This is a genomic window from Pseudomonas fluorescens (assembly GCF_000968015.1).
Taxonomy (GTDB): domain Bacteria; phylum Pseudomonadota; class Gammaproteobacteria; order Pseudomonadales; family Pseudomonadaceae; genus Aquipseudomonas; species Aquipseudomonas fluorescens_W.
On the sequence record NZ_LACH01000014.1, the window covers coordinates 163,065 to 178,475 of the forward strand.

Here is a 15,411-nt window from a genome sequence, read left to right on the forward strand (position 1 = left end):
GTGCTTAGAAGTTCACGCCGAAGCTGAGCGCAACGAAATCGCGGTCATCGACGGTGGTGTACTTGCCATCAAAGAAGTTGGTGTAAGCCAGGCTCGCGGTGTAGGTGTTCTGGTACTCGGCATCGACGCCCAGGCTCACTGCTTTGCGACCTTCCTCGAAGTTGCCGCCAGGGCCAGGCGAGTAGCCTTCCACGTCATGAGACCAGGCCACGTTCGGCTTGAGGTTCACACCGGCGAATACGTCGTTGTATTCCCAGATGGCACGACCGCGGTAGCCCCAGGAGTTTGCGGTGGTAAACCCGTCGTTTTCGCAGTAGCGACTCACGTTGTTTTGCGGTCCGCCTGCCAGGGTAGAGGTGTTCAATGCCACGCACTGACCATTTGGCAATGGACCAGGGCCGTAGCTCGGGTCACGGCCGTAACGCGCTTTGTTAGTGCTTTCCAGACCACCAACGTGAGTAAAGCCGACCTCGCCCACCAGGGTCAGTCGCTCGGCGCCCATCACCTGGTCGAAGAAGTGAGTAAGGGTCGTCTGGAGCTGGGTCACTTCCTTGCGGCGATAGCCTTTTTGATCCGCCCCTGGCGTACCCTGGAGTACGGAAACGTTAGGGTTCAGAGGTGTCAGACCGGAAAAGAGAATGTCGGTGGTGTTGAGCTGAACCGGAGCATTCGGCCGGTAGCTGACTTCACCACTCCACGCAGTACCTGTCGGTAACGTGGTAGAGAAGCTCAAGCCATACAGGCGAATATCTTCAGGGTACTCGACGTAGTAGCTGGAGTTACCGGCCACGTTCAATGGCAACAAGGTCGGTGCCAGGTTACGCGCGACAGCGAGAGGAACACCCCTGGCCACCAGCGAGCCCACCAGGCCCGCCGCGCTATAAGCGCTCGCCGGAGCACCTTTGCCGCTGAAAATCGGCGCACGGCTGTGGTAGTTCATGAAGTAGGCGCCGAACTCGGTGTCCAGCGGATCGAACATGTATTTGAAGGACACGCCAAATTGACCGCTGTCACGGGCATCGCGATCCGGACCGCGACGAACGATTACGCCTTCATCCGGGTCACCCCAGGTCACGCCCCTGGCAGCGAGGGTGTTGATGGTGGCATTACGCAGCGAAGCCGGCAGCCCTGCAGACGTCAGTGCGCTGTTGAGTCCGTTACGGGTGCGCAGTACGGCCAGGTTGTTATCGCAGCCATCCGCAATCACGTCCGGTTGCGAGAAGAAGGTGCCGCAGTTGTCGACAACAGTCTGGTCCCATTCGAGCTGGTAGAAGGCTTCGGTCGAGAGGTTCTCGGTGAGGCTCTGGGACACGTAGAACATGTTGACCGGGATCAGGCCTTCCTTGATCTCGGCACCGGGGCGACGGAACGCGGACACGTCGATCGGGTTGATCGAGTTGATACCGCCGCCGATGAAAGTACTTTCACCCCAACTCACTACTTGCTTGCCCAGACGCACGGAGCCCGGCTGATCGGCAACGGAGTAGTTGTGGTAGACGAAGGCGTCGAGGATCTGGCCGCCGGAGGACTTGGCGCCTTCTTTGCGGTTGCTGTCGCTGATGTCCTTGAACGGACGGCTTTCGTCCTTGAGTTCGAAGTCGTACCAGTATTTGCCACGGACGAAAACGCCGGTATCGCCATATTTCAACTCAAGGTCATGGATGCCCTTGAAGATCTTGGAGAACGTTTCGCCGCTCTTGAAGTTCAGGTGACCGTCGTCGGATGTCTGGGACAGGCCACGGCCGCCGTTGTTGACGCCGATGAGATTCTTGTTGGCATTTTCAGTAGACCAACTGGCACCGATCGACAGGGACGAGTCGAACTGACCTTCGATTTCACCAACGTTGAAACTGACGCCGAATGCTGGCCCGGCGAGCGTAGAGGCAAGACTGACCGCCAGGGGCAGTTTTGCCCGGCGCCAGAACTGGTTTACTGATGTCATCGACGCTACTCCATGTGCATTATTGTTATGGCAGTGAGCACTTCTAAAAACGCTGTGGATGACTGGGAGCCAAGAAGTCCCTAAGTCATTCCAAAGTTGCATCGCCCCCGTTTGTGCGTTTGCTCCGTTCTTAAAAATCCTTGAGCGGACTATAGCCAGCAGGTAGTACTGCTTGATCCCTCTAAAGTGTGATTTGCAGCTGCCAGCCACTCTGGAACAGTCCTTTGCCAAGCCGACACCCGTCGGCCCGTCTAGGATGGCTGAAAATTCGGATTTGACAAGCCAAGCGCTTGCTTGGTGGGGCTGGCGTGCCCTTTCGGGCACGCCAAGTGACGCTTAAAGCGTCGAGAGGAAGGTGCTGTTGTTGGCTTGCCATTCGGTGATGTCGACGCGAATACGCTTCTTGTCGAGTTTGCCGACACTGGTCTTGGGAATTTCAGTAACAAGGGCGATCTGGCTCGGGATGGCCCACTTGCTCAGGTGCCCCAGTTCCACGAACGGCTTGAGGTGTTCCTTCAGTTCCCTGGCCCCGATCACATGGCCTTCGCGGATCACCAGCAGCGCGAACGGACGTTCGCCCCACTGCGGATCGGCGATGCCCACAACTGCTACTTCGCGTACCGCAGGGTGGCGGCTGATCAAGTCTTCAAGGTCCAGGGAGGAGATCCACTCGCCGCCAGTCTTGATCACGTCCTTGATCCGGTCGCGAATGTCGATCACCCCCATGCTGTCCAGGGTCGCTACGTCACCGGTGTGCAGCCAGCCTCCGGCCCAGAGCTCGGCGCCCTTTTGCGGTTCGTTGAAATAGCCCTCGGTGAGCCACGGCGCACGCAGCACCAGTTCGCCTTGAGTCTCGCCATCGGCGGGCAGGAAGTTGCCGTCGGTGTCGACGATCGCCGCCTCCACCAATGGCCCCGGCACACCGGCCTTGATCCGGTACGTGGTGCGTTCGTCTTCGGTGCCGGCCATCAGCTCATCGTTGAGGTGTGCACACGACACCAACGGCCCGGTTTCCGACATGCCGTAAGCGGCGGTCAGTTGAATGCCCTTGGCCTTGGCCGCGTCGTAAAGCGCACGGTTCAGCGCACTGCCGCCGATGACGATTTTCCAGCCACCGAAATCCGTGCCTTGCGCAGCTTTGGAATTGAGGACCATTTGCAGGATGGTCGGCACGCAATGGGAAAAGGTGACCTTCTCCTTGCGCCACAGCTCCACCAGGTACTCAGGGTCATAGCGACCGGGATAGACCTGCTTGAGCCCGAGCATGGTCGCCACATACGGCAAGCCCCAGGCGTGCACATGGAACATCGGGGTGATCGGCATGTAGACGTCGTTGGTGCCCAGCAACCGCACGCTGTCGATGGCGCCCATGATGGTCGACACACCCATGGTGTGCAGCACCAGTTGCCGATGGGTAAAGTACACACCTTTGGGATTACCGGTGGTGCCGGTGGTATAGAACGTGGTCGCGACCGAGTTTTCGTCGAAATCCTGGAAGTCGTACTGAGTGTTCGCCGCGGCCAGCAACTGCTCGTATTCGCCGATGAGGTTCGGCAAGTCGGCGGTTTTCTCCGGAAGGTCAGTCAGCAGCAGGGTTTTCTCTACCGTGGTCAGGTGCCCGGCAATGGCCTGGTACAATCCGACGAACTCGCTGTTGACCAGCACAAAACGGTCCTCGGCGTGGTTCATGGTATAGAGAATTTGTTCCGGTGACAGGCGCACGTTGATGGTGTGGATCACCGCGCCGATCATCGGGATGGCGAACATGCATTCCAGGTAACGATGGCTGTCCCAGTCCATCACCGCCACGGTATCCCCGGCCTTGACGCCGGCCGCCGTCAGCACGTTGGCCAACCTTGCGACCCGTTCGATCAGGGTCGGGTAGCTATAGCGCAACTGGTCGCGGTAAATGATCTCGCGGGTTTTTTCATAACGAGCGCCGGACATCAGCAGCCGTTTAATCAGCAGCGGATACTGGTAAGCGCCTTCGGCTGGGGGGATAACGCGAGTCTGCAACATAAGAGTCCCTTTTCTGACTGCACGGTCGTGGCTGAAAGTAAGCACTTTAGTGCGCTTGGACGCCAGCCAAATCAGCCAAAGGAATGATTTGCAGAACCGGGTAAAATGCTAGCTTTGCGCCACTACCTGGCGTGTTTCGTCGGGAATTCGGGAATTGCGCTGTAAAACGTTGCAACGCATGCACGTAACACTTGTCTGTGAGCCTACGTACCATACGGACATGATGAGCCGATCGGTTGGCAGCCGAACAGTTGCCCCAGGTCACCCGACCTTCAACCTCATCGTCAAGAGAAGGATCTTGTCCACTAGACCTGTCTGGTCACTCGCCATCGGTATTGCATATAACAATGACTATTGAATTGACCGCGCCCCAGAACGGCACCTCCACACAAGTACCTCTGGTTTCCATCGTGGCGCCCTGTTTCAACGCGCAAAAGTACCTGGAAGAGGCCATCAAGAGCATCTTCGCCCAGGACTACCCGAACTTCGAAGTCATCATCGTGGACGATGGGTCCAGCGACGACAGCCTCGCCATACTCAAGCGCTTGCAACAAACCTATGACTTCCAGCTGTATTCGCAACCGAACCAGGGCGTGAGCGCGGCGCTCAACCACGGCTTGCGATACGCCAAGGGCGTCTATGTGTCGACGCCGGACCTGGATGACATCATGCTGCCGGAGTCAGTGCGCATTCGCGCCGAATACCTGGACCAGCACCCGAACGTCGGCTGCGTGGGTGCGCTGATCAGCTACATGGACAGCGATGGCAACACCATCAAGCAGCAACAACGCGACAAGATCCACACCTACAACTTCGATCAGGTCCTCAGAGGTGCCGTCGTGATCGGCGCCCCTGTTGCGCTCTATCGCATGAAAGCGATGCGAAGTGCCGACTTCTACGCGCCGAAGCTGAGGGTTCAGGACTTTCAGATGACGTTGCGGATTGCCCGGCTGGGTTATGAGATCCATGAATTGCCGATCTGCATGACCCGCTATCGCCGCCATGCCAACAACCTGTCGAGAAAATACCGGATATTGCTCCAGGCGGACCTTGAGGCGATCGCGCCGTACGAGAACCATCCCGGCTACCAGAGCGCCCGCACCAAACTGGTGAACAAGGCCCTCAAATATGCCGTGGTCGAAGACAAGAAAGAAGCCTGGCAGCTGTTGCGCTCGATTCCCTGGCGGCACCTCAATAGAACCAGCTTCAAACGCTTCAAGCGGCTGGTACTACATCGCTAGCCGCCTCACAGGGCCTCAGTGCATCTCGGTAAACGCGAGTTTCACACCGATGGCGATCAGTACCGCGCCCATGGTCCGATCGAACCAGTGGCCCATCCGGGCAAAACCTGCGCGCACGCGCTGCTGGCTGAACAGCATCGCCACCAGGCAGAACCACACAGCGGTGGCCACCGCGAGGTAGATGCCGTAGCCCGCCTGTACCGCCAGCGGCGTGTGCGGATTGATCACCACGGTGAACAGCGAGAGGAAGAACAGCGTCGCTTTCGGGTTCAAACCGTTGGTCACGAAACCCGAAGTGAAGGCGCCGCGAGCAGTGCGCTCGCCCGCTTCCTTGTGCAGATCGTCAGCCGCAGGTTGGGCTGGTTGTGCTCGCAAGGCCTTGAAGCCGATGTACAGCAGGTACGCGGCGGCGGCCCATTTCAGGGCATTAAACAACACGATCGACTGGGACACGATCAGGCCAATGCCAAGCAACGAATAGCCGACGTGCAAGAAAATCGCCGTGCCGACACCCAGCGCCGTCCAGGTGCCAGCGCGACGACCATGGGTCACGCTCTCACGCACCACCACGGCAAAGTCCGGGCCTGGGCTGGCCACGGCCAGCAAGTGAATCAGGGCAACGGTCAAAAACTCTGTCCAGTACATGGGGCTCCTCAGGGGCAATTTGGTCAATAAAAACACTCGAGCGAAATCAATCTCTGTGGCGAGGGAGCTTGCTCCCGCTCGGCTACGAAGCAGTCGTGAAACCGGATAACGCGGTATTCCCGACAAAACTCGGTCGCCTGGATTGGGGCTGCTGCGCAGCCCAACGGGGGCAAGCCCCCTCGCCACAGGTGTTTCATCTGATAGGCTCGGCAGATTACGCCTTCAGTTCATTGCACAAAAGGTACAGTTGATGACGAACACTCACCGCGCCGTTTTCCTCGACCATCCGTCCCTGGACCTGGGCGATCTCGACCTCAGCCCGCTGCAAGAGTGTTTCAGCGACTTACAGCTTTTCGCCCAGACCACGCCGGACCAGGTAATTGAACGCCTCAAGGGCGCCACCGTTGCCATCAGCAACAAAATCCTGATCGACGCCGCCGCCATCGCTGCCAGCCCCGAGCTGAAGCTGATCCTGATCACCGCCACCGGCACTAACAACGTTGACCTCGCCGCCGCCCGCGCCCACGGCATTACCGTCTGCAACTGCCAGGGTTACGGCACGCCGTCGGTGGCGCAGCACACGATCATGTTGCTGCTCAATCTGGCAACGCGCCTGGCCGATTATCAAAAGGCTGTCGGCGAAGGTCGCTGGCAGCAGGCGAAACAGTTCTGCCTGCTGGACTACCCGATTGTCGAACTGGAAGGCAAAACCCTCGGCCTGCTCGGTCACGGCGAACTGGGCGGCGCGGTCGCACGGCTGGCCGAAGCCTTTGGGATGCGTGTACTGCTCGGTCAGATTCCCGGGCGCCCTGCCCGACCGGATCGTTTGCCACTGGAGGAGCTGCTGCCGCAGATCGACGCGCTGACCCTGCACTGTCCGCTCAATGAACACACCCGTCACTTCATCGGAGCCCGTGAACTGGCCTCGATGAAACCCGGTGCGTTCGTGGTCAACACCGCACGCGGTGGCTTGATCGACGAGCAGGCGCTGGCCGATGCCTTGCGCAACGGTCACCTGGGTGGCGCGGCCACCGACGTGTTGAGCGTTGAGCCACCGACCGCCGGCAATCCGCTGCTGGCCCAAGACATTCCACGGTTGATTGTCACCCCGCACAACGCCTGGGGCAGTCGCGAGGCACGCCAGCGAATCGTGGGCCAGTTGACCGAAAACGCGCAGGGATACTTCAGTGGTAAAGCGCTGCGGGTCGTCAGTTGATAGACTGCGGCACTTTTTTTCACAGGAGCAGAGTATGGATCCGCGCAGTGAAGTACTGCTTCGTCAGGCCGAGTTATTCCAGGGTTCGGTGCTGCTGGCCGGTTTGCCCGCCGATGACCTGCTGGGCCGTCTGCCCGATGCTCATGGCTGGTGCTGGCATGCCGGCGATCAAGCAGCGCTGGATGCCCGCTTCGCCGAGCGCAGCCATTTCGGTGTGAATGCACCGGAGCGCGCGTTCGACATCGCCGTGGTGTTTCTGCCCAAATCCAAGGACCTGACCGACTACATCCTCAACGCCCTCGCCTCCAGACTGGCCGGTCGTGAACTGTATCTGGTGGGTGAAAAACGCAGCGGCATCGAAGGCGCGGCCAAGCAACTGAACCCCTTCGGCAAACCGCGCAAACTCGACAGCGCGCGGCATTGCCAGCTGTGGCAGGTAACCGTGGCCACGGCGCCAGAAGCCAAATCGCTGGAAAGCCTGGCCCAGACTTATGAATTGCCGCTGGCCGAAGGTCCGCTAAAAGTCATCAGCCTGCCGGGCGTGTTCAGCCACGGTCGGCTGGATCGCGGCAGCGCGCTGTTGCTGGAACATTTGGACAAATTGCCGAGCGGCCATTTGCTGGACTTCGGTTGCGGCGCCGGTGTGTTGGGAGCGGCCGTGAAACGTCGCTATCCACACAACCAGGTCACCTTGCTGGATGTGGATGCCTTTGCCGCCGCCAGCAGTCGCCTGACATTGGCTGCCAACGGTCTGGAAGCTGACGTGATTACCGGTGACGGTATCGACGCCGCACCGATGGGTCTGAGTGCGATTCTGAGCAATCCACCGTTCCATGTCGGGGTTCACACAGACTACTTCGCTACCGAGAACTTGCTGCGAAAAGCCGCCAAACATCTAAAAAATGGTGGCGAACTTCGCTTGGTGGCGAACAGCTTCCTGAAGTATCAGCCGCTGATCGAGGAGCATCTGGGCGTGTGTGCGATCAAGGCTGAAGGACAGGGTTTCAGGATCTACCGAGCCAAACGCGGCTAGAACCTCTTTTAAAAAAGAGGCTTGCCCAATCGAATTTGCCTAGGCAGAATCCGCTCCGTCCTAGGGGAGTAGTCTCCCACGAGCGCCATGCTCGTCCGGCATACGTCAACATACTTGGTCAACAGACCATGGCGTATGCGACCCAAGCGTCCGCATCAGACGGATCGCAGGGTTTGACAAGACCTATGACACGAACACCTTACCCGGGGCGGGAAGGCTGTACGTGTCATAGCCGTGTCGACCCGCCCCTTAGGAAAACCCTGATGCTGGATTCACTTCTCGTTCCCACCGCAATCGTTGCCTTGGCCGAAATCGGCGACAAGACGCAACTGCTCGCGCTCATTCTTGCCGCTCGCTTTCGCAAACCCTGGCCGATCATCGCCGGTATCGTCGCTGCAACCCTGGCCAACCATGCGGCAGCCGGTGCGGTAGGCGCCTGGGTCGGTAGTTTCTTCTCGAATGCGACGCTGCACTGGATCCTCGCCGTGAGCTTCACCGCGACCGCATTGTGGACCTTGGTGCCGGACAAGATGGATGACGACGAAGCCAGCACCGCCCGCAAGTTCGGACCGTTCCTGACCACGTTGATCGCGTTTTTCCTTGCGGAGATGGGCGACAAGACTCAAGTCGCCACGGTGATGCTCGCGGCGCAATACCCGGAACTGTGGCTGGTAATCATCGGCACTACCGCCGGCATGTTGATTGCCAACGTGCCAGTGGTTTTGGCGGGTAACTTTGCCGCGGATAAATTGCCGTTGACCCTGATCCGTCGCCTGGCGGCGTCGGCGTTCTTCATCCTCGCCATTGTCGCGGTGTACAAGGCGATGCAGAGCAGCGGCTGGGTTTGACGCGTTAGGCCAGAAGACCGCGTTATCGTTCATCGTCGGAACGCCGCCCGGAGCAAGCACGCTCCCACAGGGGTCAGTGTCGATCACAAAACCAATGTGGGAGCGAGCTTGCTCCGGGCGGCGTTCCGACGAGGGCGTCAGCAGCCGCGCAACATGACTATCAGGACTTTTGGGCTTTCTCGTACAGCGGCATGACTTTCGGAATCGCCGCCTGCAACGAAGCAATACGACTCGACGATGCCGGGTGAGTGCTCATGAACTCCGGCGGCGAACCTTCCGAGGCCTTGGTCATCTTGTTCCACAAGGTGATCGCGGCGTTCGGGTTGTAACCGGCGCGAGCGGCCAGTTCCAGGCCGATCAAGTCCGCCTCGTTTTCATTGGCGCGACTGTTGGGCAAGGTCATGCCGTAGTTGGCCACGGTATCGGCCAGTGCCAGGCTGTCCTGACCCAGACCGAACAAGGCACCGGCGCCCTGCTTGGCCATTTCGATGCCGTAAGCCTTGGACATCGCTTCACGACCATGCTCGCGCAGGGCGTGGGCGATTTCGTGGCCCATGATCGCGGCGATCTCATCGTCGGTCAGTTGAAGGCTGTCGATCAGGCCCGTGTAGAAAATGATCTTGCCGCCAGGCCCGCAGTTGGCGTTGAGTTCGTCGCTCTTGATCAGGTTGACTTCCCATTTCCATTGGGCCGAATCCGGACGGAAAACCGGGGCCTGGGCAATCAGTCGGTCGGCAATCGCCTGGACACGTTTGGCCTCGTTACTGGTCTTGTCCAGCACGCCTTTGGTGTTCGCCTCACCGACAGTCTTTTGGTAAGACTGGGCGTACATCTGGTTGACCTCGTCGGTCGACAGCATGCTGAACATGTACTGTTTACGCTCAACGCCTACCGCGCCCCCGCTGGTGGTATTGACCGACTGACAACCGGCGAGCAGCAGACTTGCGCTCAGCGCACACACAACCAATGTCTTGTTCATCAAAAAAACCCCTTAAAACATGCCGCGTATCCTAGGCGTGGAATTGTATCGACGCCAGATACAACAGAGGTGTAGACGCTCATTTCAGACAAAGCTCTCATGGGCGTAGAAAAAAATTCACATAACGGCGCCCACGCGATCGATAACGGCCCGCAATGATTCGTTTGCGACATCGCCCCCTCCAAAACAGCCAATTCGCCAACCTCCGCTCATGGCCATCGCCCCCCCTGCCGATACAGCACCGCAGACGTCCTCTTGCGTGCGGAGCACCCATGAAATTCAAGTCCATCCAGTTTTCCGTGGCGGCCCTCGCCGGCGCCATCGTTCTTAGTGTCGTGGCAGCTCTGGTGCTGTACGCGTTGTTTTCCGGCGCACGGACACAAGACATGGTCCAGCAGCGGACCCAGGCACAATTTGAGCAAGTCATCGAACAACGCCTGACGTCACTGGCGCAAACCCAGGTCAGCCAGATCCAGCGCGAGCTCGAAGCGCCACTGCTGATTGCCGGCGGACTGGTGCGAGTCAACGCATTGATTGGCACACCGGGCGCCGATGGCCAGCCACAGTTGAACCTGAGCCGTGAGCAATTGATCAGCCTGATCAAGGAAAACGTCGTCAAGAACCCGAAAATTCTCGGCACCTACATCGGCTGGGAAAAAAACGTCCTCGATCACAACGACGCGGCCTACGTCGACACCCAGGTTGTTGGCATCGACGCCAGCAACGGCCGCTTCCTGCCGTGGTGGTTCCGCAACGAAGACGGCAGCCTGGGCCTGGACAAACTGGTGGACGTCGACGACCAGAAAACCCTGTCCACCGGCGTACGCGCCAGCGAGTACTACCTGTGCTCGAAAGAAACCAAAAAATCCTGCGTGATTGATCCGGCGCCCTACAAGGTCGGCGACAAGATCGTCATGCTCGCCTCCTTTATAGAACCGATCATGCTCAACGGCGCCTTCCAGGGCATCGTCGGTGCCGACCTGTCGGTGAACTTCATCCAGGAAATGCTCCTCGGCGCGAATCAGAAGTTGTACAGCGGCGCTGGTGAAATGGCCCTGATTGGCGGCAACAACCGGATCGTTGCCTACACCAAGGACCCGAGCAAATTCGGCGAAAAGGTCAGCGACATCCTCGACAGCCAGCAGATCGCCAACATGGCCAATCTCAAGCGCGGCGAAGTCACTTACACCGTCGACAAGGCCCAGGGCCGGATCGAGTTGTACCTGCCGTTCGGCATCGGCCAGACCGACGCTCGCTGGACCCTCATGCTGCAACTGCCGCTGAACGCAGTGATGGCCGATCTGCAAAAACTTCAGGGCGATCTGGACGCCCAGCGCAAGTCCGACACCTTCGGCATGGCCATGGTCGGCTTGTTGATTGCCGGTATCGGCTTGCTGGTGATCTGGCTGGTGGGCCACGGCATTGCCCGGCCGCTGAAGCAGATGGTTGCCATGCTCGACGACATCGCTCAGGGCGAAGGTGACCTGACTCGACGCCTGACCAGCGACCGCGCCGACGAACTGGGCTCGATCGCCAAAGGTTTCAACACCTTCCTGGCCAAGTTGCAGGTGATGATCACCCAGGTGGTGACTTCGGTGCAGAGCGTCAGTGATTCGTCGGAACACACCGCCGACATCGCCATCCGCACCAACATCGGCGTGCACAAGCAAATGGCTGAGATTGATCAGGTGGCCACGGCGGTGCATGAAATGACTGCGACCGCTCAGGACGTGGCGCGCAACGCGACCCAGGCTGCGCAAGCCGCCAGCCACGCCGATCAGGCAGCGGCGCAGGGCATGCAAATCGTGCGGGACACGTCGAACTCGATTGGCGTGCTGGCGATAGAAATCGGCAAGGCTGTCGGCGTGGTGCAGACCTTGGCCAAGGACAGCGAGAACATCAATGCGATCCTGACGGCCATTCGCGGAATTGCCGAACAGACCAACCTGCTGGCCTTGAACGCGGCCATCGAAGCGGCGCGAGCCGGCGAACAGGGACGCGGTTTTGCGGTGGTGGCCGATGAAGTGCGCAACCTGGCGCAGAAGACTCAGAAAGCCACTGAAGAAATTCAGACCATGATCCAGCAGTTGCAACAAGGCACCCGCGATGTGGTGCGGGTCATGGAAGACAGTCAGAACCGCACCGATGAAAGCGTGCAGCATGCGGCGAAAGCGGCCGAGGCGCTGGAGACGATTACTCAGGCGGTGTCGGTGATCAACGACATGAACACCCAGATTGCCAGTGCGGCTGAGGAACAGAGTGCGGTGGCTGACGACATCAACCGTAACGTGATCAACATCGGGCAAGTGGCCAATGAAGTGGCGGGCGGCGCGGATGAGTCGAGTGCGGCGAGTGCGGACCTGACCAAGCTGGCTGAACAGCAGCGGCGGTTGATCAATCAGTTCAAGGTCTGAAGAGCACCCTCACCCTAACCCTCTCCCGGGGGGAGAGGGGACTGACCGAGGTGATCTTTCGAGGTACATCGACCTGAGTTACCGAGCCGAACTCAGGTTTGAAAAGCATGAAGATCGGCTCCCTTTCCCCCTCTCCCCCGTGGGGAGAGGGCTGGGGTGAGGGGTCGATTTTGAACCTGACAAATATTTGAAGACACTCACGGTTCATCAACCCGGCGTCAAACACTCCGGCCCATTGAGCTTTGGATCATTCACCATGTTCGCCAACACCCGCTCGCGCAACGCCGCGGGTTCACTGGCGAGTAACGCCTGCAACGCATGCAACGGAGTCTCTGGATTGAGCCACGCCTCCTGCCCCGCCGTATCGAGAATCAACGGCCGGCGCTGACTCGCCGCCGGTTGAGTGATCACCGCCGTGCTCAACCACACCTGTTCCTGCACTGGATACGCTTCCCAAATCGCCGCAAAAAACAGCGTCGAGCCCTCCCCCGGTGTCAGCCAGTACGGACGCTTGCGGGTCGTGCCGCGCCATTCGTAAAAACCGTTGGCCGGCAGCAGGCAACGGCGTTCGCGCAGGGCCTGGCGAAACATCGGTTGTTCGGCAACGGTCTCGGCCCGGGCATGGGCTGGCGTACGGGACAAATCGGTCAGCCACGGCGGCGTCAAACCCCAGCGCGCTCGGGCCAACTCACGCTGGCCGTCAACACCCGCGCGCAGCATCAACACCGAATCGTTGGGAGAAATATTCCACTGGGCCTGCTGATCGGCGGGGAAGCCAGGCAGGGCCGCGAAGGCGGGGTTCCAGCGAAACAGGGCATAACGTCCACACATGGGGCAACACGACTCTTGATAAAACGAACGTCAGCCTAACAGACCAGCGTGCCGGGAAAACTTTCCGGCTCATCGCCGGGCATCGGCAGCGCGGCATTGTACGCGCTGATTAACTCCCGGGCGTATTCCGCCTGGTCGTTATCAACCGATAATCCCAGCAAGCCAAAGATCGGCAATTCGCCGCTGCCACCCAGTAAATCGCGCCCCACCAGATGCGCTTCGATGCCCTCGCTGGCCAACATGCTTTGCAGCAACTCGCCTTCCATGAGGTTTTCCGGCTCGTAGATTCGCTGCATGGGGTGCCCCTTTCATTCGTTTTCGCTGTGAACTTCGAGCAACCATTCCTGACCGTCAGTCTGTAGAACAAACGTAATCGGACGACAACACACCGGACAGTCTTCGATATAAGTCTGATCGCCACCGGACAAGTCCAGAACGGCCTCAGCCTCTTCACCACAATACGGACATTCGTAGCGCTCGGTTTCCAGCATCGCGGTCTCCCAGGTGACTTGTGCGTATAATCGCCGGTCTATTTGCAGGGCTATTTTTGTCTGGCTAACTTTTCAGACCGTGCCCCGTTGGTTTTCGATCAAAACCTTTACTTACCCTAGCCGTTTCTAACAAGAGAGCATGATGGGCGAATTCGATGCCATCCGACCGTACGACGATAGCGAAGTCCCAGCGGTGCTGGACAGGCTGCTCGGCGACAAGGCGTTTCTAGACATCCTCATCCACTTCCGCTTCCCGCGCTTTGCCGGTGCTTTCGGCTGGGCGCTCAAACCTCTTATAGCTCATCGGCTGCGCCGTGAGTTCGCTGACGTCACGTCGGTGGCCACGTTGCAGGATAAAGTCGAGATGTACGTCGACCACACCATCGAGCGAGCCACGGACGGTGTGACGTACACCGGCGTCGAGCAGTTCAGGTCCGGCAGCGCCTACCTGTTCATTGCCAACCACCGCGATATCGTAATGGACCCGGCCTTCGTCAACTACGCCGTGTACCACGCCGGCCTGCCGACACCGCGCATCGCGATCGGCGACAACCTGCTGCAAAAGCCCTTTGTCAGCGATCTGATGCGCCTGAACAAGAGCTTTATCGTGCACCGTTCGATCACCGGTCGACGCGAGAAGATGGCGGCGTATCAGCTGCTGTCGGCCTACATCAACCACTCGATCCGCAACGATTGCGCCTCGATCTGGATCGCCCAGGCCGAAGGCCGGGCCAAGGACGGCGACGACCGCACCGAGTCGGCCATCCTCAAGATGTTCCACATGAGCCGCAAGGACGAGCCGTTCGGCGAAGTCATTCGCTCGCTGAACCTCACCCCGGTGTCGATCAGCTACGAATACGACCCGTGCGATCAAGCCAAGGCGCGCGAGTTGTTCATCCGCGCCACCACCGGCAGCTACACCAAAGTGCCGGGCGAGGACGATGTGAGCATCGCCAAGGGCATCACCGGCTACAAGGGCCGGGTGCATGTGAACTTCGCCTCGCCCATCACCGAGCTGTTCGACGACACCAAGCAATTGGCGATCGAGATGGACCGGCAGATCCTCGGCGGCTACCGCCTGTTCCCGGTGCATTACCTGGCCTACGCCCAGTGGAAAGACGCCGACCCGCAATTGCAGGTGCCGAAAGCCTCTGAAGTGTTCGCGGCCGACGAACTGGCCAAGGCTCAGGAGCAATGGCAACAGCGTTTGGACGCGTGCCCTGAGGAACATCGTCCGTTCATGGTCCTGCAATACGCGACGCCGGTGCGCAATCAGTACCGTGTGAAAGCAGGCTTGCCGCTGTAAGGTTTTTTTGAAGCAAGATCAAAAGATCGCAGCCTCGTTTCACTCGACAGCTCCTACAGGGCGAACGCTATCCCTTGTAGGAGCTGTCGAGTGAAACGAGGCTGCGATCTTTTGCTTTTCAGCGATTCAAACCCGAGTACTGATCCACGACACCAGCAGGGCCAACCCCAGGCAGGCAAAACCGAAACCATAGAAAAACCGGTTCATGCGCAAGGTCGCCCCATCCAGCATCAACGTCGGTTCATCGATACGACGGCTCTGGCTTTGTGCTTCGAGAATGGCCAGCGCGCGCTGTTCGCGGCGACGAGTGGCGTGCAACAACCAACCGCCCGGGAAGGCCAACAACAAGGCCAACAGGTTGATCAACTTGGCGGGATGGTTGGTAAACAGCGAAATCAAATGCAACGACATCACGAACCTCAGCAAAACAGGTGTGGCAGACGCCG

General features: G+C 59.2%; 14 protein-coding genes, 1 pseudogene and 1 riboswitch. Of the genes and pseudogenes, 7 read left to right on the top strand and 8 right to left on the bottom strand.

Going from position 1 to position 15,411, the window contains the following annotated elements:
- Nucleotides 1-4: 4 nt before the first annotated feature.
- Both VD17_RS08285 and VD17_RS08290 read right to left on the bottom strand, forming a co-directional pair.
- Nucleotides 5-1,942: a DUF1302 domain-containing protein gene (locus VD17_RS08285; RefSeq protein WP_046053413.1), complete on the bottom strand. Its 1,938-nt coding sequence runs from the start codon at nucleotides 1,940-1,942 to the stop codon at nucleotides 5-7.
- Between the two features lie 336 nt (nucleotides 1,943-2,278).
- On the bottom strand, nucleotides 2,279-3,961 hold the full coding sequence (locus VD17_RS08290; RefSeq protein ID WP_046053414.1) for a fatty acid--CoA ligase: 1,683 nt from the start codon (nucleotides 3,959-3,961) through the stop codon (nucleotides 2,279-2,281).
- 347 nt (nucleotides 3,962-4,308) lie between these two features.
- Here VD17_RS08290 and VD17_RS08295 point away from each other — a divergent pair, with 347 nt between their 5' ends.
- Nucleotides 4,309-5,202, top strand: a complete 894-nt coding sequence (locus VD17_RS08295) for a glycosyltransferase family 2 protein (RefSeq protein ID WP_046053415.1) — start codon at nucleotides 4,309-4,311, stop codon at nucleotides 5,200-5,202.
- A gap of 15 nt (nucleotides 5,203-5,217) precedes the next feature.
- On the opposite strand, the gene VD17_RS08300 is transcribed toward VD17_RS08295, so the two are convergent.
- Nucleotides 5,218-5,847 carry a LysE family translocator gene (locus tag VD17_RS08300; protein WP_046048281.1) on the bottom strand — a complete coding sequence of 210 codons (630 nt, stop codon included), beginning with the start codon at nucleotides 5,845-5,847 and terminating at the stop codon, nucleotides 5,218-5,220.
- Between the two features lie 250 nt (nucleotides 5,848-6,097).
- On the opposite strand from VD17_RS08300, the gene VD17_RS08305 reads away from it, so the two are divergent.
- From VD17_RS08305 to VD17_RS08315, 3 genes are all read left to right on the top strand, one after another.
- Nucleotides 6,098-7,063, top strand: a complete 966-nt coding sequence (locus tag VD17_RS08305; RefSeq protein WP_046053416.1) for a 2-hydroxyacid dehydrogenase — start codon at nucleotides 6,098-6,100, stop codon at nucleotides 7,061-7,063.
- A 34-nt stretch (nucleotides 7,064-7,097) separates the two neighbouring features.
- Nucleotides 7,098-8,096 carry a class I SAM-dependent methyltransferase gene (locus VD17_RS08310; protein ID WP_046053417.1) on the top strand — a complete coding sequence of 333 codons (999 nt, stop codon included), beginning with the start codon at nucleotides 7,098-7,100 and terminating at the stop codon, nucleotides 8,094-8,096.
- 50 nt (nucleotides 8,097-8,146) lie between these two features.
- A riboswitch (yybP-ykoY riboswitch) is annotated at nucleotides 8,147-8,271 on the top strand.
- Between the two features lie 88 nt (nucleotides 8,272-8,359).
- The gene (locus VD17_RS08315; protein ID WP_046053418.1) at nucleotides 8,360-8,944 is read left to right on the top strand and encodes a TMEM165/GDT1 family protein; all 585 of its coding nucleotides are present in this window, start codon (nucleotides 8,360-8,362) and stop codon (nucleotides 8,942-8,944) included.
- Between the two features lie 160 nt (nucleotides 8,945-9,104).
- Here the strand turns inward: VD17_RS08315 and VD17_RS08320 are convergent, their stop codons facing one another.
- The gene (locus VD17_RS08320) at nucleotides 9,105-9,923 is read right to left on the bottom strand and encodes a M48 family metallopeptidase (RefSeq protein ID WP_046053419.1); all 819 of its coding nucleotides are present in this window, start codon (nucleotides 9,921-9,923) and stop codon (nucleotides 9,105-9,107) included.
- Nucleotides 9,924-11,284: 1,361 nt separating this feature from the next.
- On the opposite strand from VD17_RS08320, the pseudogene VD17_RS33065 reads away from it, so the two are divergent.
- Both VD17_RS33065 and VD17_RS33070 read left to right on the top strand, forming a co-directional pair.
- Nucleotides 11,285-11,479 (top strand): annotated as a pseudogene (locus VD17_RS33065) (HAMP domain-containing protein); the annotation flags it as partial.
- Nucleotides 11,480-11,593: 114 nt separating this feature from the next.
- Nucleotides 11,594-12,337, top strand: a complete 744-nt coding sequence (locus VD17_RS33070; RefSeq protein WP_370693218.1) for a methyl-accepting chemotaxis protein — start codon at nucleotides 11,594-11,596, stop codon at nucleotides 12,335-12,337.
- Between the two features lie 207 nt (nucleotides 12,338-12,544).
- On the opposite strand, the gene VD17_RS08335 is transcribed toward VD17_RS33070, so the two are convergent.
- From VD17_RS08335 to VD17_RS08345, 3 genes are read right to left on the bottom strand one after another with little or no spacing between them, the layout of a single operon-like run.
- Nucleotides 12,545-13,168, bottom strand: a complete 624-nt coding sequence (locus tag VD17_RS08335; RefSeq protein WP_046053422.1) for an SOS response-associated peptidase — start codon at nucleotides 13,166-13,168, stop codon at nucleotides 12,545-12,547.
- Nucleotides 13,169-13,203: 35 nt separating this feature from the next.
- Complete coding sequence (locus VD17_RS08340; RefSeq protein ID WP_046053423.1) at nucleotides 13,204-13,464, bottom strand: putative signal transducing protein; 261 nt, start codon at nucleotides 13,462-13,464, stop codon at nucleotides 13,204-13,206.
- 12 nt (nucleotides 13,465-13,476) lie between these two features.
- Entirely contained in the window at nucleotides 13,477-13,659 is a 183-nt protein-coding gene (locus VD17_RS08345) for a CPXCG motif-containing cysteine-rich protein (RefSeq protein WP_008153387.1), read from the bottom strand.
- 142 nt (nucleotides 13,660-13,801) lie between these two features.
- Between VD17_RS08345 and VD17_RS08350 the strand changes: the two genes are divergently transcribed.
- Nucleotides 13,802-14,965, top strand: a complete 1,164-nt coding sequence (locus VD17_RS08350) for a 1-acyl-sn-glycerol-3-phosphate acyltransferase (RefSeq protein WP_185753118.1) — start codon at nucleotides 13,802-13,804, stop codon at nucleotides 14,963-14,965.
- 126 nt (nucleotides 14,966-15,091) lie between these two features.
- On the opposite strand, the gene VD17_RS08355 is transcribed toward VD17_RS08350, so the two are convergent.
- Entirely contained in the window at nucleotides 15,092-15,376 is a 285-nt protein-coding gene (locus tag VD17_RS08355) for a hypothetical protein (RefSeq protein ID WP_046053425.1), read from the bottom strand.
- Nucleotides 15,377-15,411: the final 35 nt, after the last annotated feature.

Excerpts from the sequence above, each read along its gene's own strand:
- VD17_RS08285 (WP_046053413.1), bottom strand. The coding sequence starts at position 1,942 with ATGACATCAGTAAACCAGTTCTGGCGCCGGGCAAAACTGCCCCTGGCG.
- VD17_RS08290 (WP_046053414.1), bottom strand. The coding sequence starts at position 3,961 with ATGTTGCAGACTCGCGTTATCCCCCCAGCCGAAGGCGCTTACCAGTAT.
- VD17_RS08295 (WP_046053415.1), top strand. The coding sequence starts at position 4,309 with ATGACTATTGAATTGACCGCGCCCCAGAACGGCACCTCCACACAAGTA.
- VD17_RS08300 (WP_046048281.1), bottom strand. The coding sequence starts at position 5,847 with ATGTACTGGACAGAGTTTTTGACCGTTGCCCTGATTCACTTGCTGGCC.
- VD17_RS08305 (WP_046053416.1), top strand. The coding sequence starts at position 6,098 with ATGACGAACACTCACCGCGCCGTTTTCCTCGACCATCCGTCCCTGGAC.
- VD17_RS08310 (WP_046053417.1), top strand. The coding sequence starts at position 7,098 with ATGGATCCGCGCAGTGAAGTACTGCTTCGTCAGGCCGAGTTATTCCAG.
- VD17_RS08315 (WP_046053418.1), top strand. The coding sequence starts at position 8,360 with ATGCTGGATTCACTTCTCGTTCCCACCGCAATCGTTGCCTTGGCCGAA.
- VD17_RS08320 (WP_046053419.1), bottom strand. The coding sequence starts at position 9,923 with ATGAACAAGACATTGGTTGTGTGTGCGCTGAGCGCAAGTCTGCTGCTC.
- VD17_RS33070 (WP_370693218.1), top strand. The coding sequence starts at position 11,594 with ATGGCTGAGATTGATCAGGTGGCCACGGCGGTGCATGAAATGACTGCG.
- VD17_RS08335 (WP_046053422.1), bottom strand. The coding sequence starts at position 13,168 with ATGTGTGGACGTTATGCCCTGTTTCGCTGGAACCCCGCCTTCGCGGCC.
- VD17_RS08340 (WP_046053423.1), bottom strand. The coding sequence starts at position 13,464 with ATGCAGCGAATCTACGAGCCGGAAAACCTCATGGAAGGCGAGTTGCTG.
- VD17_RS08345 (WP_008153387.1), bottom strand. The coding sequence starts at position 13,659 with ATGCTGGAAACCGAGCGCTACGAATGTCCGTATTGTGGTGAAGAGGCT.
- VD17_RS08350 (WP_185753118.1), top strand. The coding sequence starts at position 13,802 with ATGGGCGAATTCGATGCCATCCGACCGTACGACGATAGCGAAGTCCCA.
- VD17_RS08355 (WP_046053425.1), bottom strand. The coding sequence starts at position 15,376 with ATGTCGTTGCATTTGATTTCGCTGTTTACCAACCATCCCGCCAAGTTG.